15 protein-coding genes are annotated in these 15,417 nt (G+C 65.1%); 8 read left to right on the forward strand and 7 right to left on the reverse strand.

What is annotated here, in order from left to right:
* The first annotated feature begins 8 nt into the window (after positions 1 to 8).
* The 3 genes from recR (at position 9) to HF877_RS18115 (ending at position 2,769) form a co-directional block, all read left to right on the forward strand.
* Complete coding sequence (gene recR, locus HF877_RS18105) at positions 9 to 617, forward strand: recombination mediator RecR (protein ID WP_169622585.1); 609 nt, start codon at positions 9 to 11, stop codon at positions 615 to 617.
* Positions 614 to 1,213, forward strand: coding sequence for a TetR family transcriptional regulator (locus HF877_RS18110; protein WP_346765226.1), 600 nt, complete (start codon positions 614 to 616; stop codon positions 1,211 to 1,213). The genes recR and HF877_RS18110 overlap by 4 nt, the downstream gene beginning before the upstream one ends.
* 140 nt (positions 1,214 to 1,353) lie before the next feature.
* Complete coding sequence (locus HF877_RS18115; RefSeq protein ID WP_346765232.1) at positions 1,354 to 2,769, forward strand: MFS transporter; 1,416 nt, start codon at positions 1,354 to 1,356, stop codon at positions 2,767 to 2,769.
* A 92-nt stretch (positions 2,770 to 2,861) separates the two neighbouring features.
* Here HF877_RS18115 and HF877_RS18120 read toward each other — a convergent pair whose 3' ends face one another.
* The 4 genes from HF877_RS18120 to HF877_RS18135 form a co-directional block, all read right to left on the reverse strand.
* On the reverse strand, positions 2,862 to 3,464 hold the full coding sequence (locus tag HF877_RS18120; protein WP_169622640.1) for a PIN domain-containing protein: 603 nt from the start codon (positions 3,462 to 3,464) through the stop codon (positions 2,862 to 2,864).
* A 77-nt stretch (positions 3,465 to 3,541) separates the two neighbouring features.
* Positions 3,542 to 3,952 carry a helix-turn-helix domain-containing protein gene (locus tag HF877_RS18125; RefSeq protein WP_169622586.1) on the reverse strand — a complete coding sequence of 137 codons (411 nt, stop codon included), beginning with the start codon at positions 3,950 to 3,952 and terminating at the stop codon, positions 3,542 to 3,544.
* Positions 3,953 to 4,295: 343 nt separating this feature from the next.
* The gene (locus HF877_RS18130) at positions 4,296 to 5,261 is read right to left on the reverse strand and encodes an oxygenase MpaB family protein (RefSeq protein WP_169622587.1); all 966 of its coding nucleotides are present in this window, start codon (positions 5,259 to 5,261) and stop codon (positions 4,296 to 4,298) included.
* Positions 5,262 to 5,265: 4 nt separating this feature from the next.
* Positions 5,266 to 6,804 carry an aldehyde dehydrogenase family protein gene (locus HF877_RS18135; protein ID WP_169622588.1) on the reverse strand — a complete coding sequence of 513 codons (1,539 nt, stop codon included), beginning with the start codon at positions 6,802 to 6,804 and terminating at the stop codon, positions 5,266 to 5,268.
* 201 nt (positions 6,805 to 7,005) lie between these two features.
* On the opposite strand from HF877_RS18135, the gene HF877_RS18140 reads away from it, so the two are divergent.
* Together HF877_RS18140 and HF877_RS18145 are read left to right on the forward strand one after the other, a co-directional pair.
* Positions 7,006 to 7,683, forward strand: a complete 678-nt coding sequence (locus HF877_RS18140) for a GntR family transcriptional regulator (protein WP_169622641.1) — start codon at positions 7,006 to 7,008, stop codon at positions 7,681 to 7,683.
* An 80-nt stretch (positions 7,684 to 7,763) separates the two neighbouring features.
* Positions 7,764 to 8,606 (forward strand): oxygenase MpaB family protein, encoded by an 843-nt coding sequence (locus tag HF877_RS18145; protein ID WP_169622589.1) that lies wholly within the window; start codon positions 7,764 to 7,766, stop codon positions 8,604 to 8,606.
* 8 nt (positions 8,607 to 8,614) lie between these two features.
* Here the strand turns inward: HF877_RS18145 and HF877_RS18150 are convergent, their stop codons facing one another.
* The 3 genes from HF877_RS18150 to HF877_RS18160 are packed head-to-tail and all read right to left on the reverse strand — an operon-like array spanning position 8,615 to position 11,473.
* A complete protein-coding gene (locus tag HF877_RS18150; protein ID WP_169622590.1) occupies positions 8,615 to 9,091 on the reverse strand; it encodes a DUF4334 domain-containing protein in 477 nt (158 codons plus the stop codon).
* 10 nt (positions 9,092 to 9,101) lie between these two features.
* The gene (locus HF877_RS18155; protein WP_169622591.1) at positions 9,102 to 10,214 is read right to left on the reverse strand and encodes an NAD(P)-dependent alcohol dehydrogenase; all 1,113 of its coding nucleotides are present in this window, start codon (positions 10,212 to 10,214) and stop codon (positions 9,102 to 9,104) included.
* On the reverse strand, positions 10,211 to 11,473 hold the full coding sequence (locus HF877_RS18160; RefSeq protein WP_169622592.1) for a TetR/AcrR family transcriptional regulator: 1,263 nt from the start codon (positions 11,471 to 11,473) through the stop codon (positions 10,211 to 10,213). Before HF877_RS18160 ends, HF877_RS18155 begins: the two co-directional genes overlap by 4 nt.
* A 255-nt stretch (positions 11,474 to 11,728) precedes the next feature.
* Here HF877_RS18160 and HF877_RS18165 point away from each other — a divergent pair, with 255 nt between their 5' ends.
* The 3 genes from HF877_RS18165 (at position 11,729) to fadD5 (ending at position 15,399) form a co-directional block, all read left to right on the forward strand.
* Positions 11,729 to 12,718, forward strand: a complete 990-nt coding sequence (locus HF877_RS18165) for a nitronate monooxygenase family protein (RefSeq protein ID WP_346765227.1) — start codon at positions 11,729 to 11,731, stop codon at positions 12,716 to 12,718.
* Positions 12,715 to 13,497, forward strand: coding sequence for an enoyl-CoA hydratase (locus tag HF877_RS18170; protein WP_169622593.1), 783 nt, complete (start codon positions 12,715 to 12,717; stop codon positions 13,495 to 13,497). The genes HF877_RS18165 and HF877_RS18170 overlap by 4 nt, the downstream gene beginning before the upstream one ends.
* A 288-nt stretch (positions 13,498 to 13,785) precedes the next feature.
* Complete coding sequence (gene fadD5, locus HF877_RS18175; protein ID WP_169622594.1) at positions 13,786 to 15,399, forward strand: fatty-acid--CoA ligase FadD5; 1,614 nt, start codon at positions 13,786 to 13,788, stop codon at positions 15,397 to 15,399.
* Positions 15,400 to 15,417: the final 18 nt, after the last annotated feature.

Raw genomic sequence — 15,417 nt, forward strand, 5'->3', positions numbered from 1 at the left:
GGCTCGCGTTGTACGAAGGACCGGTACAGGACCTCATCGACGAGCTGGGCAAGCTTCCCGGTGTCGGGCCGAAGAGTGCGCAGCGCATCGCGTTCCATCTGTTGTCGGTGGAGCCTCCCGAAATCGACCGACTCCAGGCGGCGTTGCAGAAGGTGCGCGACGGGGTTCAGTTCTGTGAGGTGTGCGGCACCGTGTCGGATCGGGAGCGGTGCAGGATCTGTTCCGACCTCCGGCGCGACCGCACACAGATCTGCGTGGTCGAGGAACCCAAGGATGTGCAGGCGATCGAGCGCACCCGCGAGTTCCGCGGCCGCTACCACGTGCTCGGTGGTGCGCTCGATCCGCTCAACGGCATCGGGCCTGACCAGTTGCACATCCGGGAACTTCTCACCCGGATCGGCAACCAGGAGGACGGCGTCGACGTCTCCGAGGTGATCATCGCGACCGATCCCAACACGGAGGGCGAGGCCACCGCGACGTATCTGGTCCGGATGTTGCGCGACTTCCCCGGGCTGACCGTGACGCGCCTCGCGTCCGGCCTGCCGATGGGCGGTGACCTCGAGTTCGCGGACGAGCTCACCCTCGGACGTGCGCTGTCGGGCCGGCGAGCGATGTGACCGGCGGAGCCGCGGACGACATCTCTACGGACGAACCCGAGAAGCGCCGACGGAGTTCGGACGAGACGCGCAAGCTGATCCTCGATGCGGCGGGCAAGGCCTTTGCGACCCGGCCGTACCGCGACATCACCCTCAAGGACATCGCGGTGGACGCGGGGGTGAGTGCTCCACTGATCATCAAGTACTTCGGCTCGAAGGAGCAGTTGTACGAAGCGCTGGTGGATTTCCAAGCCGGCGCGCAGGTGCTGTTCGACGGCCCGCTGGAGACGCTGGGGGAGCGGATGGTCGCGATGTTCGCCCGTCCGCTCGAACCGTACAAGCCGTTGTCCATGAACATTCTGTTCATGAGCGGGGCGAGCGACGAGAGCAATCGCCTGCTGCGTGAGAACTATTCGACGCAGATGATCGATGCTCTTGCCGCGAGGCTGCCGGGCGCCGATGCGAGGTTGCGCGCCGAACTGGCGATGTCGGCGGTGATGGGTCTCGCGATCATGCGTCGTCGCATGATGCGGGAGCACGCCACGGGAACGCTGGACGAGGTCGTGGCCCTCTACGCACCGCTGGTGCAGACGCTTCTCGACGGCATTCGGGAGTGAATCGTCTCACTCGTGTTGTGAGGTGAATGGGTGTTCACCTAATCTGGTGAACACCCATTCACCTATGCCGAGGAGGGTCCTTGACAGTTTCGGTCCCTCTGCGGCTGTCCGTGCCCCGCCGCTTCCGTCCCGCTGAACGAATCCGCATCGACGCTCGCGCTGCCCGTCGTCCGGACCTGGGCCGGTTCGTCTTCGCGGTGCTCGCGGTCGGAGCCGTCTTCCAGGCGATCATGCAGACCGTCATGGTGCCGCTGCTGCCCAGCATGCCGGGCTTCACCGGTGCCGGACCGACCGCGGTGTCGTGGTTGGTGACGGCGACGCTGCTGGTCGGCGCGGTGATGACACCGATCTTCGGCCGCCTCGCCGACATGATCGGCAAGAAGAAGATGCTCCTGATCGCCTTCACGGTGATGAGCATCGGCTCGCTGATCTGCGCCATGACCTCGAACATCGGGCTGCTCATTTTTGCGCGCGGCCTGCAGGGAGCGGGCGCCGCAGTGCTTCCGATCGGCATGGCCATCCTGCGCGAGGTGCTGCCGCGTGATCGCGTGGACCGCTCGGTTGCGATGCTCAGCTCGACCCTCGGCATCGGCACCGCGGTCGGAATCCCCTTCGCGGCCGCCATCGTGCAATTTGCCGACTGGCACCTGTTGTTCTGGGTGACGGCGGCCATCGGTGTGGGCGTGACGCTTGCGGCGTGGTTGGTCGTGCCGGAGTCGGACAGCCGCGCAGGCGGACGTTTCGATGTGGTGGGTGCGGCCGGATTGTCGGCAGCACTGATCTGTTTGCTGGTGCCCATCACCCAGGGCAGTTCGTGGGGCTGGACGAGCCCTGCGGTGCTGTCCATGGCCGCGTCCGCGGTGGTTGTCTTCGGCATCTGGGGCTTTCAGCAACTGCGCAATCGCAATCCGCTCGTCGACCTTCGCGTCGCCGCTCGGCGTTCCGTGCTCACGCCGCACCTGTCGGCGTTGCTCGTCGGATTCGCGTTCTACGGAAACACCCTCATCACCACCCAGTTGCTGCAGGCACCGAGGGGTGAGGGCGCGGGATACGGTCTGACGATCCTCCAGGCGGCGGCGTGCCAGCTCGCCGCGAGCTTCGCGATGATGATCTTTGCGATCGTGGCGTCGCGGATCACCGAGCGATTCGGTCCGAAGGTGACGATCATGATCGGTGCGCTGTTCCTGCTCGCCGGCTACGGTATCCACGCGGTGCCGGACAAACCGCTCTGGCTGGTCGTGGCCGCGATCTTCGTCGCGGCAGTCGGCACGTCGCTCGTGTACTGCACCTTGCCGGTGCTGATCCTCGGAGCGGTCCCCCTGGAGCAGAACGCAGCAGCCAACGGCGTCAACGTTCTGCTGCGCACGGTGGGCAGCACGGTGTGCAGCGCAGTGGTCGCATCGGTGCTCGCCGCTCACGCCTTCGCGGGCGGTGTGAGCACCGCCGGGTTCGTCATCGCCTATCTGGTGTGTGCCGCATGCGCGATCGTGGTCTTCGCGTCGGCGTTCGCGCTGCCGTCACGACAGACGCGTCGGCCCCGCTCGACGACGGTCTGACGGGGACGTCGGGGCAAGACCTGCTCGGAAAGGTGAACACGCGAAGCACCGCGTTCTATCTCTAATTCCATGTCATCACCCGCTCCGTCATCTCAGATGCCCTCGTAGATGCACGCGAGAGCCTGAGCAACAGCTGGCGTCTGCATCATCTCGCGGATCGCGGCGGCAAAGTTCGGAGTCCCTGCCGATTCAAGGCGTGTCGCGAGGTTGAAGGGTCTACCGAGTCGGCGGTGATAGGAAATCTGCTCGAGTAGGGCTTCTCGGACTGTGGAAATCGCGTCTCGATAGACGAGCATGAAGAAGTCGTCGGGGGTGTAGACCTCATAGACGAGAAGTTCATCGTGCCCTGAGGCGAATTCGTGGAATCCGGCGTCATTCGTGATGACGTACTGAGCGTCGCCGTGTTCTGCCGCGGCGTGCAGGTGTGCGTCGTACTTGTCTGTGTAAGCGAGGCCCGGGTCGATCTCGTACCCTTTGATTCGGCCGTGTACAGCGACTTTAACAATATTGTCCCGAACTCCCCCGATTTGATGATCGGAGAAGTTCGGGTGCTTCTTGCGCAGGTGATATACCAACTCCGCCATGACGTCCTCGGTCCAGCGCAAGTGAAAAAGCGGCGGTCCAGACCTGTTTGCCAGCAAACAGAGCCAGTCCCGCAGGGTCCGCGAATACAGTACGTTCGCGTCTGGCAGCACGTTCGGCACTCGTGAGCTCACGCGAGTGACAATAGGCGCCACTACCGCACATATCGAACTCCCGGGCCGTCAGTAGTTTAGTAATCCAGGTCCTCTGCTTCTTCGAAGTCGCGCAAATCCTGAAACGCGGCCCGTTGTTGCTCGCGCAGCCGATCGCGGTAGGCAAGGACATCGGCGGTATTCAGCCGTGTATGGGTGCCAACCTTGTGCGCTGGAATCTGCTCCTCCCGTATCAGTTTCATCAACGTAGGCCGGGAGACGCCGAGTAGATCTGCTGCAGACGTAGTGGTCAACTCATCCGGCATCGAACCGATAGTCACCGTGCCGCCCGCAGCGACGGTCTGCACGACTTCGACGAGAATCCTGGCCAACTCTGCAGGCACGACCGACAGAAGATCCGCAGGGTTGAACGCTCCCGCTTGCGATACCTGATTCGATGTCACTGTCAGTGTCGTCTTCCCGACGCCACGATCGATCACCGCGTCCATCGCTTACACCTCCTACGTTCACCCCGACGGTAGCCACTTGCACTTATAAGTGCAACACTTTTGTTGCCTGGGTAATACCCACGGCTTGCGAGTTCTAACGCTTGGGCCGAGAACGTTCATACCGTCAGCGATCTTCTGCGGTCAGCTCAGTCATGATCGTGACTGAATGGGGCTGAGCGTTCCTCCCGGGTGCGAGTTCTGATCGACGGCATCGCCGGCTGTTGAGCGAAGGGTGTCATGGCTGTCGAGGTGGCGTCTACACCAACGAGCCGCTAGGCAGCCCCAGCGGGCGCTCCCTCGTCGGCGATGCTCGACGTGCGCACACGTTCGCGCTTCGGGATTCTCAGTTCTCTACACCGAGGTCACGCGGACGGTATCCGAGCGGGTAACCCGGGTAGGTCCGGTTGCTCGGGTTGCTCGCGGAGAGCGACGCCCGTCGTTTCGGGAAGCGGCGGACCAGTGCGGACCGTGCGCGCAGCGCACCCTCGGACACCGCCCGCATCCGCGCCGAGCCCTTCGGGAATCCGAACGCCGCGGCCATCCGGTCGTCGATCAGGGAGTACACGACCTTCTCCACTCCACCGCGCAGCGGCTTCGGATACCAGGACCGGAACAGCCGGAGGGTGTAGGTCCCGATGGCATGGTTGTCGTCGCTGTAGACGAACCTCGTCCGCTCGTACTCCTGCTTGAACCGGTAGAACTCCTGGAACGTCTCCGGAATGTCCTTGATACCCATGCGGATACCGACCTGCCGGTAGAAGTGGAACGACGCGAGTCGTTCGTTCGGGTGGAGACGACGCCACCCGTACCTGTCGATCCAGTCGAGCGGGTCGAACGCGAAGGTCGACAGCACGTACAGCATGTCGTCGTTGTCGATCGAGTGCTTGCCGTGCATGCGGTTGATGTTCCGCAGCGATTCGCGTCCGCGTTCGGCGTCGTATCCGTGCTCGACGAGTTCGGCCATCAGCAGTGCTGTGTCGTCGTAACGCTTCTGCGGGCGCTTCTCGAATTCACCGGTGCGGGCGAGAAGTGCGGAAATGGTGGGAACGCAGTAGGTACGGAACAACGCGAACTCGAGGGAACGCTGGTAGTCCCAGGGAAATTCGTACCCGGCCGTGATCCGGTGGATGTCCTGGTGCTGCGTCACCGGGTCGAGTTTCTCGATGACCTTGACCCACCCCATGCGACCCCGCCGCGGGCGAGGCTCGCGGTCCGGGGGCGCGAACGTTCCTGCCTTCTCGATACGAGCCGCCGGACTCGCCACGACTGCCGCCTTGCGGCTGCGGGTGCGCGGGGGAGTGGTCGTCATCCGGTCACCTTCCGTGCATGTACTTGAGCATGAGTTCGGAAATCCTCAGGTCACGCGCCGGCCGCTCGAGGCTCATCAGTTTCAGTGGGGAACTGAACCTCTCGACCGTGACCGACTTGGGGCGGCTGAACTCGCGAAGACCGTCGGCGCCGTGAATGCGTCCGAAGCCCGACTCGCCGACGCCACCGAACGGCAGCGACGCGATAGCGGCGAACCCGAGCACCGAGTTGATCGACACCATGCCGTTGCGCAGACGCTCGGCGAGCTCGCGTCCCTTGGACTTGTTGCCGATGAAGATCGACGCCCCGAGACCGTATTCGGTGCCGTTGGCGCGATCGACCGCCTCGTCCAGGTCGCGAACCTTGTTGACCACCACCGTGGGGCCGAAGGTTTCTTCGCACACGGCCGTGGACGTCTCGGGGACGTCGGTCAGGATGACGGGTCCGATGACGAGACCCTGGATCGAGTCGAGGCCGCCGAGTACCGCTTTGCCGCCGCTCGCGAGCGCATCTTCGATATGGCCGCGTACGACGTCCACCTGGCGCGGCAGAGTCATCGGGCCGTAGGTCGAATCGGTGTCCCCGCCCGGATGTGCGCGGGAGACGGTCGCGGTGAGCTTGTCGAGGAACTCGCGGTAGACAGGCTCGACGACATAGATCCGTTCGACGCCCGCGCATGTCTGGCCGGCGTTGCCGAACGCACCGAAGGCGGCGAATTCCACCGCCTTGTCGATGTCGGCGTCGGCCGCGACGATCATTGCGTCCTTACCGCCGCACTCGGCGACGAGCGGGGTCAGCGTCTCGGCACACGCGGCCATGACTTTGCGTGCGGTGGGACCGGATCCGGTGAACGCGACCTTGTCGACACCCGATCGGACCAACGCCGAACCCGTTTCCCCGAGACCCGTGATCACCTGGAACACAGGCTGGGACGGGGAAATCGAGTTCCACTTGTCCTCGAGCCACTTTCCGACGCCCGGCGTGAGTTCGCTCGGCTTGAAGACGACCGCGTTTCCTGCCGCCAGCGAGTAGGCAATGGAACCCATGGGCGTGTAGACCGGGTAGTTCCACGGCCCGATCGCACCGACGACGCCGAGCGGCTTGTACTCGAGGGTGGCCGCCTGGTTGAAGCTTGCGATGCCCGACGGGACCCTGCGCGGGCGGAGCACCTTCTTCGCGTTGCGCGCGGCCCAGTCGAGGTGTTCGACCGCGAGCAGGACTTCGAGGAACGCGTCCCCGTACGGCTTTCCGGTCTCCCTCGACACGACGGTGGCGAGCGAGGTGGCGTCGGACGCGATGGCTTTCTTGAACTCGAGCAGCCACTCCCGGCGTCCGCGGAATCCCTGCGCCTCCCACCAGCGTGAGGCGATCCGTGCGCGGTCGACGGCGGCGGCAACCTCGGCAGCATCGGCGATCGGGTACTCGGCGATCACCTCGCCGGTGCGGGGGTCGAGGCTGGCGAACGTGTCGGAGTGTTCCGAGGCGGCAACCGCCTTCGCGGTACCCGCTTCCGAGGTCTCCGAGGGACTGAGATTCTGGGTCATGACCGACACTTCCTGTGGACCGCATCAAATATATTTGATGTGATAGCTGTAGTGGACATCACATTAGGCGCTGTCGCGGTGATTGGACAACCCCTGTGTGCAGTTGTCCGGACTACCTCAGGAGACGATATGTCGGCACCCACACCGAGCACCGACAAGGCCAGTGAGCGGGGCGGGATCCGGCCGCGGGCGGGGTTGCCGATGCGGCGGCGACCGCAGTTGTCCGACGAGGTCGCGGGGCACCTGCGCGGCTCGATCATGTCGGGCGCGCTCCGGCCCGGAGATTTCATCCGCCTCGACGAGACCGCCGCCGAACTCGGGGTCAGCGTCACGCCGGTGCGCGAAGCGCTCCTCACGCTGCGGGGCGAAGGAATGGTCGAGTCGGCGCCGAATCGTGGATACCGGGTCTCGCCCCTGAACAGGTCCGACATCGACGACATCTTCTGGTTGCAGGGGCAGATCGCGGTGGAACTGGCGCTGCGCGCCGTGGATCGGATCACTGCCGAGGATCTCGTGCGGCTCGCGGAACTCAACGAGCGGTTGCGCTCGCTCGTCGCTCTTCCCGGCGGCGCGGTGCCGGATGTGGAGCGGATCGCCGACGCGGAGTTCGACTTCCATCGGGAGGTCAACCGCATCGCGGGCAGTCCCAAACTCGCCTGGTTCCTCAACAATGCGGCACGTGTCATCCCGTACCGCCTCTACGCACGCGACACCGGGTGGGGGACGAAGGCGGTCACGGCGCACACCAAGCTCATCGAGGCGATGCGGGGCCGCGATCACAACGAGGTGATCACGCAGACCCTGGTGCAGTTCGACGACGCGGCGGAGAGGTTGGTCGAGCATCGCCGGCGGGTGGTGACGGACCGGCCGGGGGTGTAGGACCGGCGCTTGCCTATCTGAACACGGGTGTGCACAATTCGAATGACCGTGCTGCATCCGTATTCCCGTCAGGAGAGCCCATGGTGACCCGCACCGGAGAGGGCGCACCCCGCGTCGCCACCGAGTCCCGTCCGATTCCGCCCGGCTCCGTCGACCTCGCCGATTTCGTGGGTGAGTCCATGTTGCTCCTCGGAGCCGCGGCCACTGTTCTCCTGCAACTCGCGGAGCGAGGAGTCGGGCACGGCGTTGCCGAGCACAGCACCACGTTGCAACGGCCGCTCGACCGGCTGCGGACCACCATGACCTACGTCTACGCGGTCACGCTCGGTTCCCCCGAGGAGAAGCAGCAGATCGTGCGGATGGTCAACAAGGCCCATGTGCCGGTGCATTCGGAGACGTACACCGCGTTCGATCCTGAACTCCAACTGTGGGTGGCGGCGACGCTGTACCGCAACGGTGCGGAGATGTACTCGCGCATGTTCGGCGAACTCGGCGACAACGACCTCGAGCACCTGTATCGCCAATCGGCGGTGTACGGAACCGCGCTTCAGGTCAAGGAACACATGTGGCCGGCCACGCGAGCCGACTTCGAGGCGTACTGGGACGAGAAGATCGCGTCGTTCGAGGTGGACGCGAAGGTTCGTGCCTTCACGCGCCACCTGCTTTCCGGTGGCGAAGCCCCGCTCGCAGTCCGCGCGCTGATGCCCCTGCAGCGGTTCATGACGATCGGACTTCTGCCGCAACGGTTGCGCGAGGAGTTCGCTCTTCCGTGGAGTCGGCGCGACCAGCGCCGATTCGACCTCTTCTGGAAGGTCTTTCCCCCGCTCTATCGCCTCGTCCCGAGGCCGATCCGGCAGTTGTCGGCGACGTACTACCTGCGCGACATGCGCCGCCGCATGGCAGCGCAGCAGCATCTCATCTGACGGAGAACTCAGAGCGCCACGTCGCGTTCGAGTCCGAACCAATAGTGCTCTCCGCCGTCGAAGACGAGCTTTCCCTTCCCGTTCATCACACCGATCAGCGTGTCGTCGTCGACCTTCTTGAAGTGGTCGAAGACGGGCATGCCGTCGTACACCATCGTCGCGGTCACCTCGCCCCGGAACACGATTTCCCACAGGCTCGCCTCTCCGCGACCGGTTTCCTTGTCGGAGAACAGTTCCCCGTCCTCACCGCGGCACACCAGGGGTTGCACCTCGGTCGGTGAGACGAACGTCTTCCCGTACCACCGGGACGCGCCGAGAAGCCCGTGGGTGCGATGGCCGGTATCGAAGCTGAACCCTTTCCAGCGGAATCCGACGAGATCGTCTATCCGTGCCGGCGTGAGACGCGGCCACAACGCGTCGAGTTCGCGCGGATCGATTGTCTCGGTGCGGGCGCGAAGGTCCGCGACGTGCCGAACTACGTCCATGTCGTCTCCTCTAGTTGTCGAAGGTCAGAACTGCCTTGACGACCTCGCCCGAGCGCACCGCATCGAGGGCGTCGGCGAGTTTTGTGAAGTCGAACGTACGGACCAGTTTCTCGACGGGGAAACGGCCGTCACGCCACAGGTCCGCGAGTTCGGGCAGGAAGCGATGAGGATCCGCGTCGCCTTCGATCACTCCGGTCAGCGTGCGCCCGCCGAGCAGATGCGTCTGATCGACCGTGATGGGATTGCGGCCTGCCTGCAGGCCGAGTGTCGCGCACACGCCGGGACTGCCCAACGACGACAACGCCTGCCGAACAACCGATTCGGTCCCGACGGCTTCGACCGCGAAGTCGGCTCCACCGCCCGTGCGACGACGGAGATGACGGCCGAGGTCGTCGTGCTCGTCGGGTGATGTCACCTCGGTGGCCCCGAGTTCGCGCGCGAGGTCGTGCCGGCGACGGTTGGGGTCGATACCGATGATGGTGGTGCACTCCGCGATGCGGGCGGCCATGATCGCGGCCATCCCGACCGCACCGAGGCCGAACACCACGATCGACGAGTCGGGTTCCGGCCGAAGAACCCGGAGGACCGTGCCCGCGCCGGTGGCGAGCCCGCATCCGAGAGGTCCCGCGAGAGCGACCGGTACGTCGGAGGGCAGCCGCACCGCATTGCGCTCGGTGACCACCGCCAGCGACGAGAAGGACGATTGCCCGAACCAGTTACCGTGCAGGGCATCGCCGTTCGCGTCCTGAAGAACCGTCGTGCCGTCGCTCCGGGTACCGCCGTAGTTGAGCCCGGCGAAGCGGGCGCAATACGAGGGTCGGCCGCGTGTGCAATTGCGGCACTGCCGACACGAATCGAAACCCAGAACCACCGCGTCTCCGACCGCGAGTCGCGTCACCGCCGTGCCGACTTCGGTGACGATGCCGGCGCCCTCGTGTCCGAGGACCGCGGGCACCGGAATGGGGACGCCCCCTGCCGCCGCGGTGAGGTCGGTGTGGCAGATTCCGACGCCGCGAATGCGCACGAGGACTTCGTCGGGACGAAGATCGGGGACGCTGACGTGCTCGAGTTGTAACGGGGCCCCGTACGTCCGGAGAACTGCTGCTGTCGCCGTGCGGCTCATCCGTGCTGTGCTTCCGGCCGGGGTGTGCCGAGCAGTATCGCGAGCATCAACTGCTGCACTCGGCGCCGCGTGGATGCGGTGGACCGGAATCGCAGGAGGTTGCCGGTGTCGAGCACGACGTTGAGGGCCGCGTGCACGAGGAAGCGGCATTCCACCGGCGACAGGTCGCTGCGCAGTTCCCCGATGAGCCGCGCCCAGTCTTCGATGTTGAGTCGCTGGATGTTCCGCAGGTCGCTGCGGTGATGGGCCGGAAGGTTCCCGATCTCCGCGAAATACACCGACATCAGTGCGCTGTGCTCGAACGACAGCCGGATGAAGAAGTCGCTGAGGGTCTCGAGCGCCTGGGCCGGTGTCGTCGACTCGGTCAGGGCCGCGCCCACGGCCACCGCCACCCGATCGGCGGCGCGCCGGAACGCGGCTGCGAGAAGTTCGGCTTTGCTGGGAAAGTGCCGGTAGACCCCGGAGGCGTTGATGCCCGCCGCCGCCCCGATCTCCTCGATGCTCACCTCGTGGTAACCACGGGCATCGAACAGCAACACGGCCTCGTGGAGCAGCACTTCGCGTTTGTTCGCCATGGTGAGGCCCTGGGGTGCGGGCGCCGGGTCGGCTTCCGGGAGATCCGGTACGAGGGGGACTGCGGCGAGTGCGCGGCAGGCATCGAGCAGCAACTGCTGGATGCGACGGGTGGACAACGGTGCGCGGTGGGTGGTGATCGAGCCGATGACACTGAGCACGGCCGTGCTGAGCAACACGTGGTCGGAATCGGAAAGATCGGGTCGCAGACGGGAGAGGGTATGCGCGAGCCGCCTGTTGATCGCCACCATCTTCGAGCGGATCACGCTGCGGTCGTCGCTGGTGAGGTACCGCCGCTCCCAGCGATACAGACCCCCGGTGCGCCGGTTGTCGACGGTGGTCCGGATGAGCGAGGTGAGCTGCCGGTCGAGCACGTCGGCCGGATCCTGGTCGTCCCCCGGATCGAGCTCGTTCAGTGCGCCTTCGAGCGCGTCGGCGAGCGTGGCGACGGCGTGGTGGAAGAGCGCGTACTTGTTCGGGAAGTGCCGGTACAGCGCGGGACCGGAAATGCCGACTGCGGACGCGATCTCGTCGATGCTCACTCCGTGGTAGCCGCGTTCGCTGAAGGCCTCGGCGGCAACGGTGGCGATCTGCGCCTTCCGGTTCTTGGGCCGGCGGCGCGGTGCGGGAGTGGCGGAGCCGGCCTCCGCGCGGTTGCGCGCCTCGACCTGCGCGTGTTCGGGCACCGGGCCTCCTCGGATGGGGTGGAGCGCGGCCCCACGACCGGGGCCGTAGGGGGATGGTCGGTTTCAAAGGTAACAGCCGCACCCTGGGGAAAGGAACGCGCATCTTCCTCGCGAGCGGCGGAAAACCGCAGTACAGAACGTATTGACAAACCCCGGAGGAGCCACCAAAGTTAACACCGATTCTCAATGCAATTCATGGAATTGAGGTAGGGAATCGTGCTGGACACAAGCACATCCAGGATCCGAGGGGGACCCGTGAGGACTCGATTCACCGAGATGTTCGGGGTGGAACATCCCATCGTTCAGGGCGGCATGATGTGGGTCGGCCGCGCCGAACTGGTCGCCGCTGTCGCCGAAGCCGGCGCGCTCGGCTTCATCACGGCTCTGACGCAGCCGACCCCCGAGGATCTCGTGCGTGAGATCGAGCGGACCCGCGAACTCACCGACAAGCCGTTCGGTGTCAACCTCACCATTCTTCCCTCGATCAACCCGCCTCCGTACGCCGAATACCGGCAGGCCATCGTCGACTCGGGTATCGAGATCGTCGAAACAGCGGGATTCAACCCCGCGGACCACCTTCCCTTTTTCAAGGACGCCGGTATCAAGGTGATCCACAAATGCACCAGCGTTCGTCACGCGGTCAAAGCGGAACGGATCGGCGTGGACGCGGTGAGTATCGACGGCTTCGAATGTGCCGGGCACCCCGGTGAAGACGATGTGCCGGGCCTGATTCTCATCCCGGCCGCTACCCGCAAGCTCACGATCCCGGTGATCGCATCCGGTGGAATCGCCGACGCCCGCGGTCTCGTAGCCGCGCTCGCGCTCGGTGCCGAAGGGGTGAACATGGGCACCCGGTTCATGTGCACGGTCGAGTCGCCGGTAGCGCAGCAGGTCAAGGAGCAGATCGTCCGGAATACCGAACTCGACACCAAGCTCATTTTCCGGACGCTCCGGAACACGGCCCGCGTCGCCTCCAATGCCGTCAGTCGCGAGGTTGTCGACATCGAGTCGGGCGGAGCGGAGTTCGGAGATATCCAGCATCTCGTCTCGGGCGCCCGCGGCCGGAAGGTGTTCGAGGACGGAGACCTCGACGCAGGAATCTGGAGTGCGGGTCAGAGTCAGGGGCTGATCGACGACATACCGACGGTGTCGGACCTCGTCACACGCATGGTCGCCGAAGCCGAGGACATCATCACCAGCCGGCTCCAGGGTTTCGTGGCCGCCGGCTCGGAGGTGGGGGCATGACCGCAACGTCCACCGTCGAGGGACTCCGCTGCGAACTCGCCGACGGGATCCTCAGGCTCACCATTTCCCGGCCCAAGCGAATGAACGCGATCGATCTGGCGACGTTGTCGGCGCTGCGCGACGCGGTGACGGCGGCCGATACCGACACCCGGGTGCGCACGATCGTTATCACCGGTGAGGGCAAGGCATTCTGTACCGGAGCGGATCTCGCTGCGGGAGCAGCGAATCCGCAGGACCCGACCGTGGCGATGGATGCCACTACCGGTTTGATCCGCGCGATAACCGACGTTTCCGTTCCCGTCATCGCGGCAGTGAACGGTCCTGCCGCCGGTGTCGGAGTGTCGATAGCCCTCGTCGCCGACCTTACCTACGCTGCCGAGAGCGCATACTTCCTGCTGTCCTTCGTGAACATCGGGTTGATGCCCGACGGTGGGGCGAGTCTGCTCGTTCCGGCCGCGATCGGCCGCGCTCGCGCGGCCGAGATGGCGCTGCTCGGCGAACGCATCGGTGGCGCGGACGCCGACCGTTTCGGACTGGTGGCGCGGACACTGCCGGACGACGAACTCGCGGCACACGTGGACGCGGTGGCCGCGCGCACCGCGCGGGGACCCCGACGCGCACAGGCCCTCACCAAGAAAGCACTCAACGCCGCGACCCTCCCACTGCTCGACAGCGCGCTTGCGCGGGAGAAAGAAGGTCAGGTGGAACTGCTCACTTCGGCGGATTTCGCCGAGGGCGCCATGGCGATGCTGGAGAAGCGCCCCGCCCGTTTCACGTAGCCGGAATACTCCAACAGGTCGTGCACTTTCCGACGGTGAGTCGCGGACCGCGACATCACCACGCTGCACGGTGCCATTCGGAAAAGCCGCTGCTGAAAGCGGATAACACACGCGTCGTTCGGGTCTGCTCCCTTTCGGGATATCGCGCTCTGTCAGTGTTCGACCGTGGAGAATCTACGTTAACAAAACTCTGGTCTTACCACCGTCGCCCCTGTAATGTGCCTCGCACATCGAAGGCTCGGCTTCCCACCGGTTCGCCTTCCTGTCCCGTCACGAGAGGACCTATCGATGGCGCCCCCCGCAGGCACTCCCGGATCGACCGGCACCCGATCGACTGTCACCGAGTCGATGCGTTTTCGTAGCAACAACTGGAACAACCAGGTCTCCCGGCACGCGTTGATGATTCCCGACCGCACCGCACTCCGATTCCTGGGCGAATCCATCTCCTGGTCTCAGCTGGACGCACGGATCGACAAGCTGGCAGATGCGCTGTCGCGGCGGGGCATCGGCTTCGGCGACCGGGTGATCGTGCTGATGCTCAACCGCCCCGAATACCTCGAGACGGTACTGGCCGCCAATGCGCTCGGTGCCATAGCGGTCCCCGTGAACTTCCGCTTGACCGCGCCCGAGGTGGCATTCCTCGTCGCCGATTCCGGTGCGAAAGCCATTGTCGCCGAAGGGCCACTCGTCCCGCTCGCCGCCGCTGCGCGAGCACAGTCGGAAGGCATCGAACTCTTCGTCACCCTCGGTGCCGAACCCGAGGGCGACGCCGTGAGTTACGACGACCTCGTCGCCGAGGACGGCGATGCCCGCACGCCGGTGGAGATCCCGAACGACACGCCGGCGCTCATCATGTACACCTCCGGAACCACCGGCCGCCCGAAGGGCGCTGTGCTCACACATTCGAACATGGAAGCCCAGTCGCTCACGTGCATCCGGGCGTTCCGCCTCTTCGACGAATCCGGCATCGGGTTCTGTGCGTCGCCGATGTTCCACATCGCGGCGCTCGGTTCGATCGCACCGAGCCTGATGCTCGGCACGACGACGGTGATCCACCCCGTCGGCGCGTTCGACCCCGAGGTGCTCCTCGACGTACTCGAAGCGGAGCAGGTGACCAGTCTGTTCCTGGTTCCCGTGCAGTGGCAGGCCGTGTGCGCAGCCCAGCAGTCGAACCCGCGAAAGCTGAAGCTGCGCAACATCTCCTGGGGCGCAGCGCCGAGTTCGGATACCATCCTCCGCGCAATGGCCGAATCCTTCCCGGATGCTTTCAATGTCGCGGTGTTCGGGCAGACGGAGATGTCGCCGATCACGTGCGTCCTCGACGGAAACGACGCGATTCGCAAGCTCGGATCCGTCGGCCGGGTCATACCCACGATTCAGGCGCGTGTCGTCGACGACGAGATGAACGACGTCGAACCGGGTCAGGTCGGGGAGATCGTCTATCGCGGGCCGACCATGATGCGCGAATACTGGAACAACCCGTCCTCCACGGCGGACGCGTTCTACGGCGGATGGTTCCATTCCGGAGATCTCGTTCGCGTCGACGACGAAGGTTTCGTCTACGTCGTCGACCGCAAGAAGGACATGATCATCTCGGGCGGCGAGAACATCTACTGCGCCGAGGTAGAGAACGTCCTCTTCGGGCACCCGAAGGTTCTCGAAGCCGCTGTCGTCGGCCGTCCGGATTCGAAGTGGGGCGAGGTCCCCGTGGCGGTGCTCGCGCTCGGACCCGGCACCGACGACCTCACCATCGAGGAACTCCAGCCCTACCTCGACGACCACTTGGCGCGGTACAAGCACCCCAAGGAAGTCGTGCTCGTCGAGGCGTTGCCCCGCAACGCCAGCGGCAAGGTCGTCAAGGGCCAACTCCGCGGCGGATTGTTCGCCGTGATTCAAGGCTGACCCTCCCGCACCGGCCAC

Origin of the sequence: Rhodococcus sp. BL-253-APC-6A1W, from assembly GCF_012843405.1 — a bacterium.
Lineage (GTDB): Bacteria > Actinomycetota > Actinomycetes > Mycobacteriales > Mycobacteriaceae > Rhodococcus.

What these genes read in the sequence shown, in the direction of transcription:
- HF877_RS18125 (WP_169622586.1), bottom strand. Translation starts at nt 3,952, where the DNA reads ATGGACGCGGTGATCGATCGTGGCGTCGGGAAGACGACACTGACAGTG.
- HF877_RS18130 (WP_169622587.1), bottom strand. Translation starts at nt 5,261, where the DNA reads ATGACGACCACTCCCCCGCGCACCCGCAGCCGCAAGGCGGCAGTCGTG.
- HF877_RS18135 (WP_169622588.1), bottom strand. Translation starts at nt 6,804, where the DNA reads ATGACCCAGAATCTCAGTCCCTCGGAGACCTCGGAAGCGGGTACCGCG.
- HF877_RS18140 (WP_169622641.1), top strand. Translation starts at nt 7,006, where the DNA reads ATGCGGCGGCGACCGCAGTTGTCCGACGAGGTCGCGGGGCACCTGCGC.
- HF877_RS18145 (WP_169622589.1), top strand. Translation starts at nt 7,764, where the DNA reads ATGGTGACCCGCACCGGAGAGGGCGCACCCCGCGTCGCCACCGAGTCC.
- HF877_RS18150 (WP_169622590.1), bottom strand. Translation starts at nt 9,091, where the DNA reads ATGGACGTAGTTCGGCACGTCGCGGACCTTCGCGCCCGCACCGAGACA.
- HF877_RS18155 (WP_169622591.1), bottom strand. Translation starts at nt 10,214, where the DNA reads ATGAGCCGCACGGCGACAGCAGCAGTTCTCCGGACGTACGGGGCCCCG.
- HF877_RS18170 (WP_169622593.1), top strand. Translation starts at nt 12,715, where the DNA reads ATGACCGCAACGTCCACCGTCGAGGGACTCCGCTGCGAACTCGCCGAC.
- fadD5 (WP_169622594.1), top strand. Translation starts at nt 13,786, where the DNA reads ATGGCGCCCCCCGCAGGCACTCCCGGATCGACCGGCACCCGATCGACT.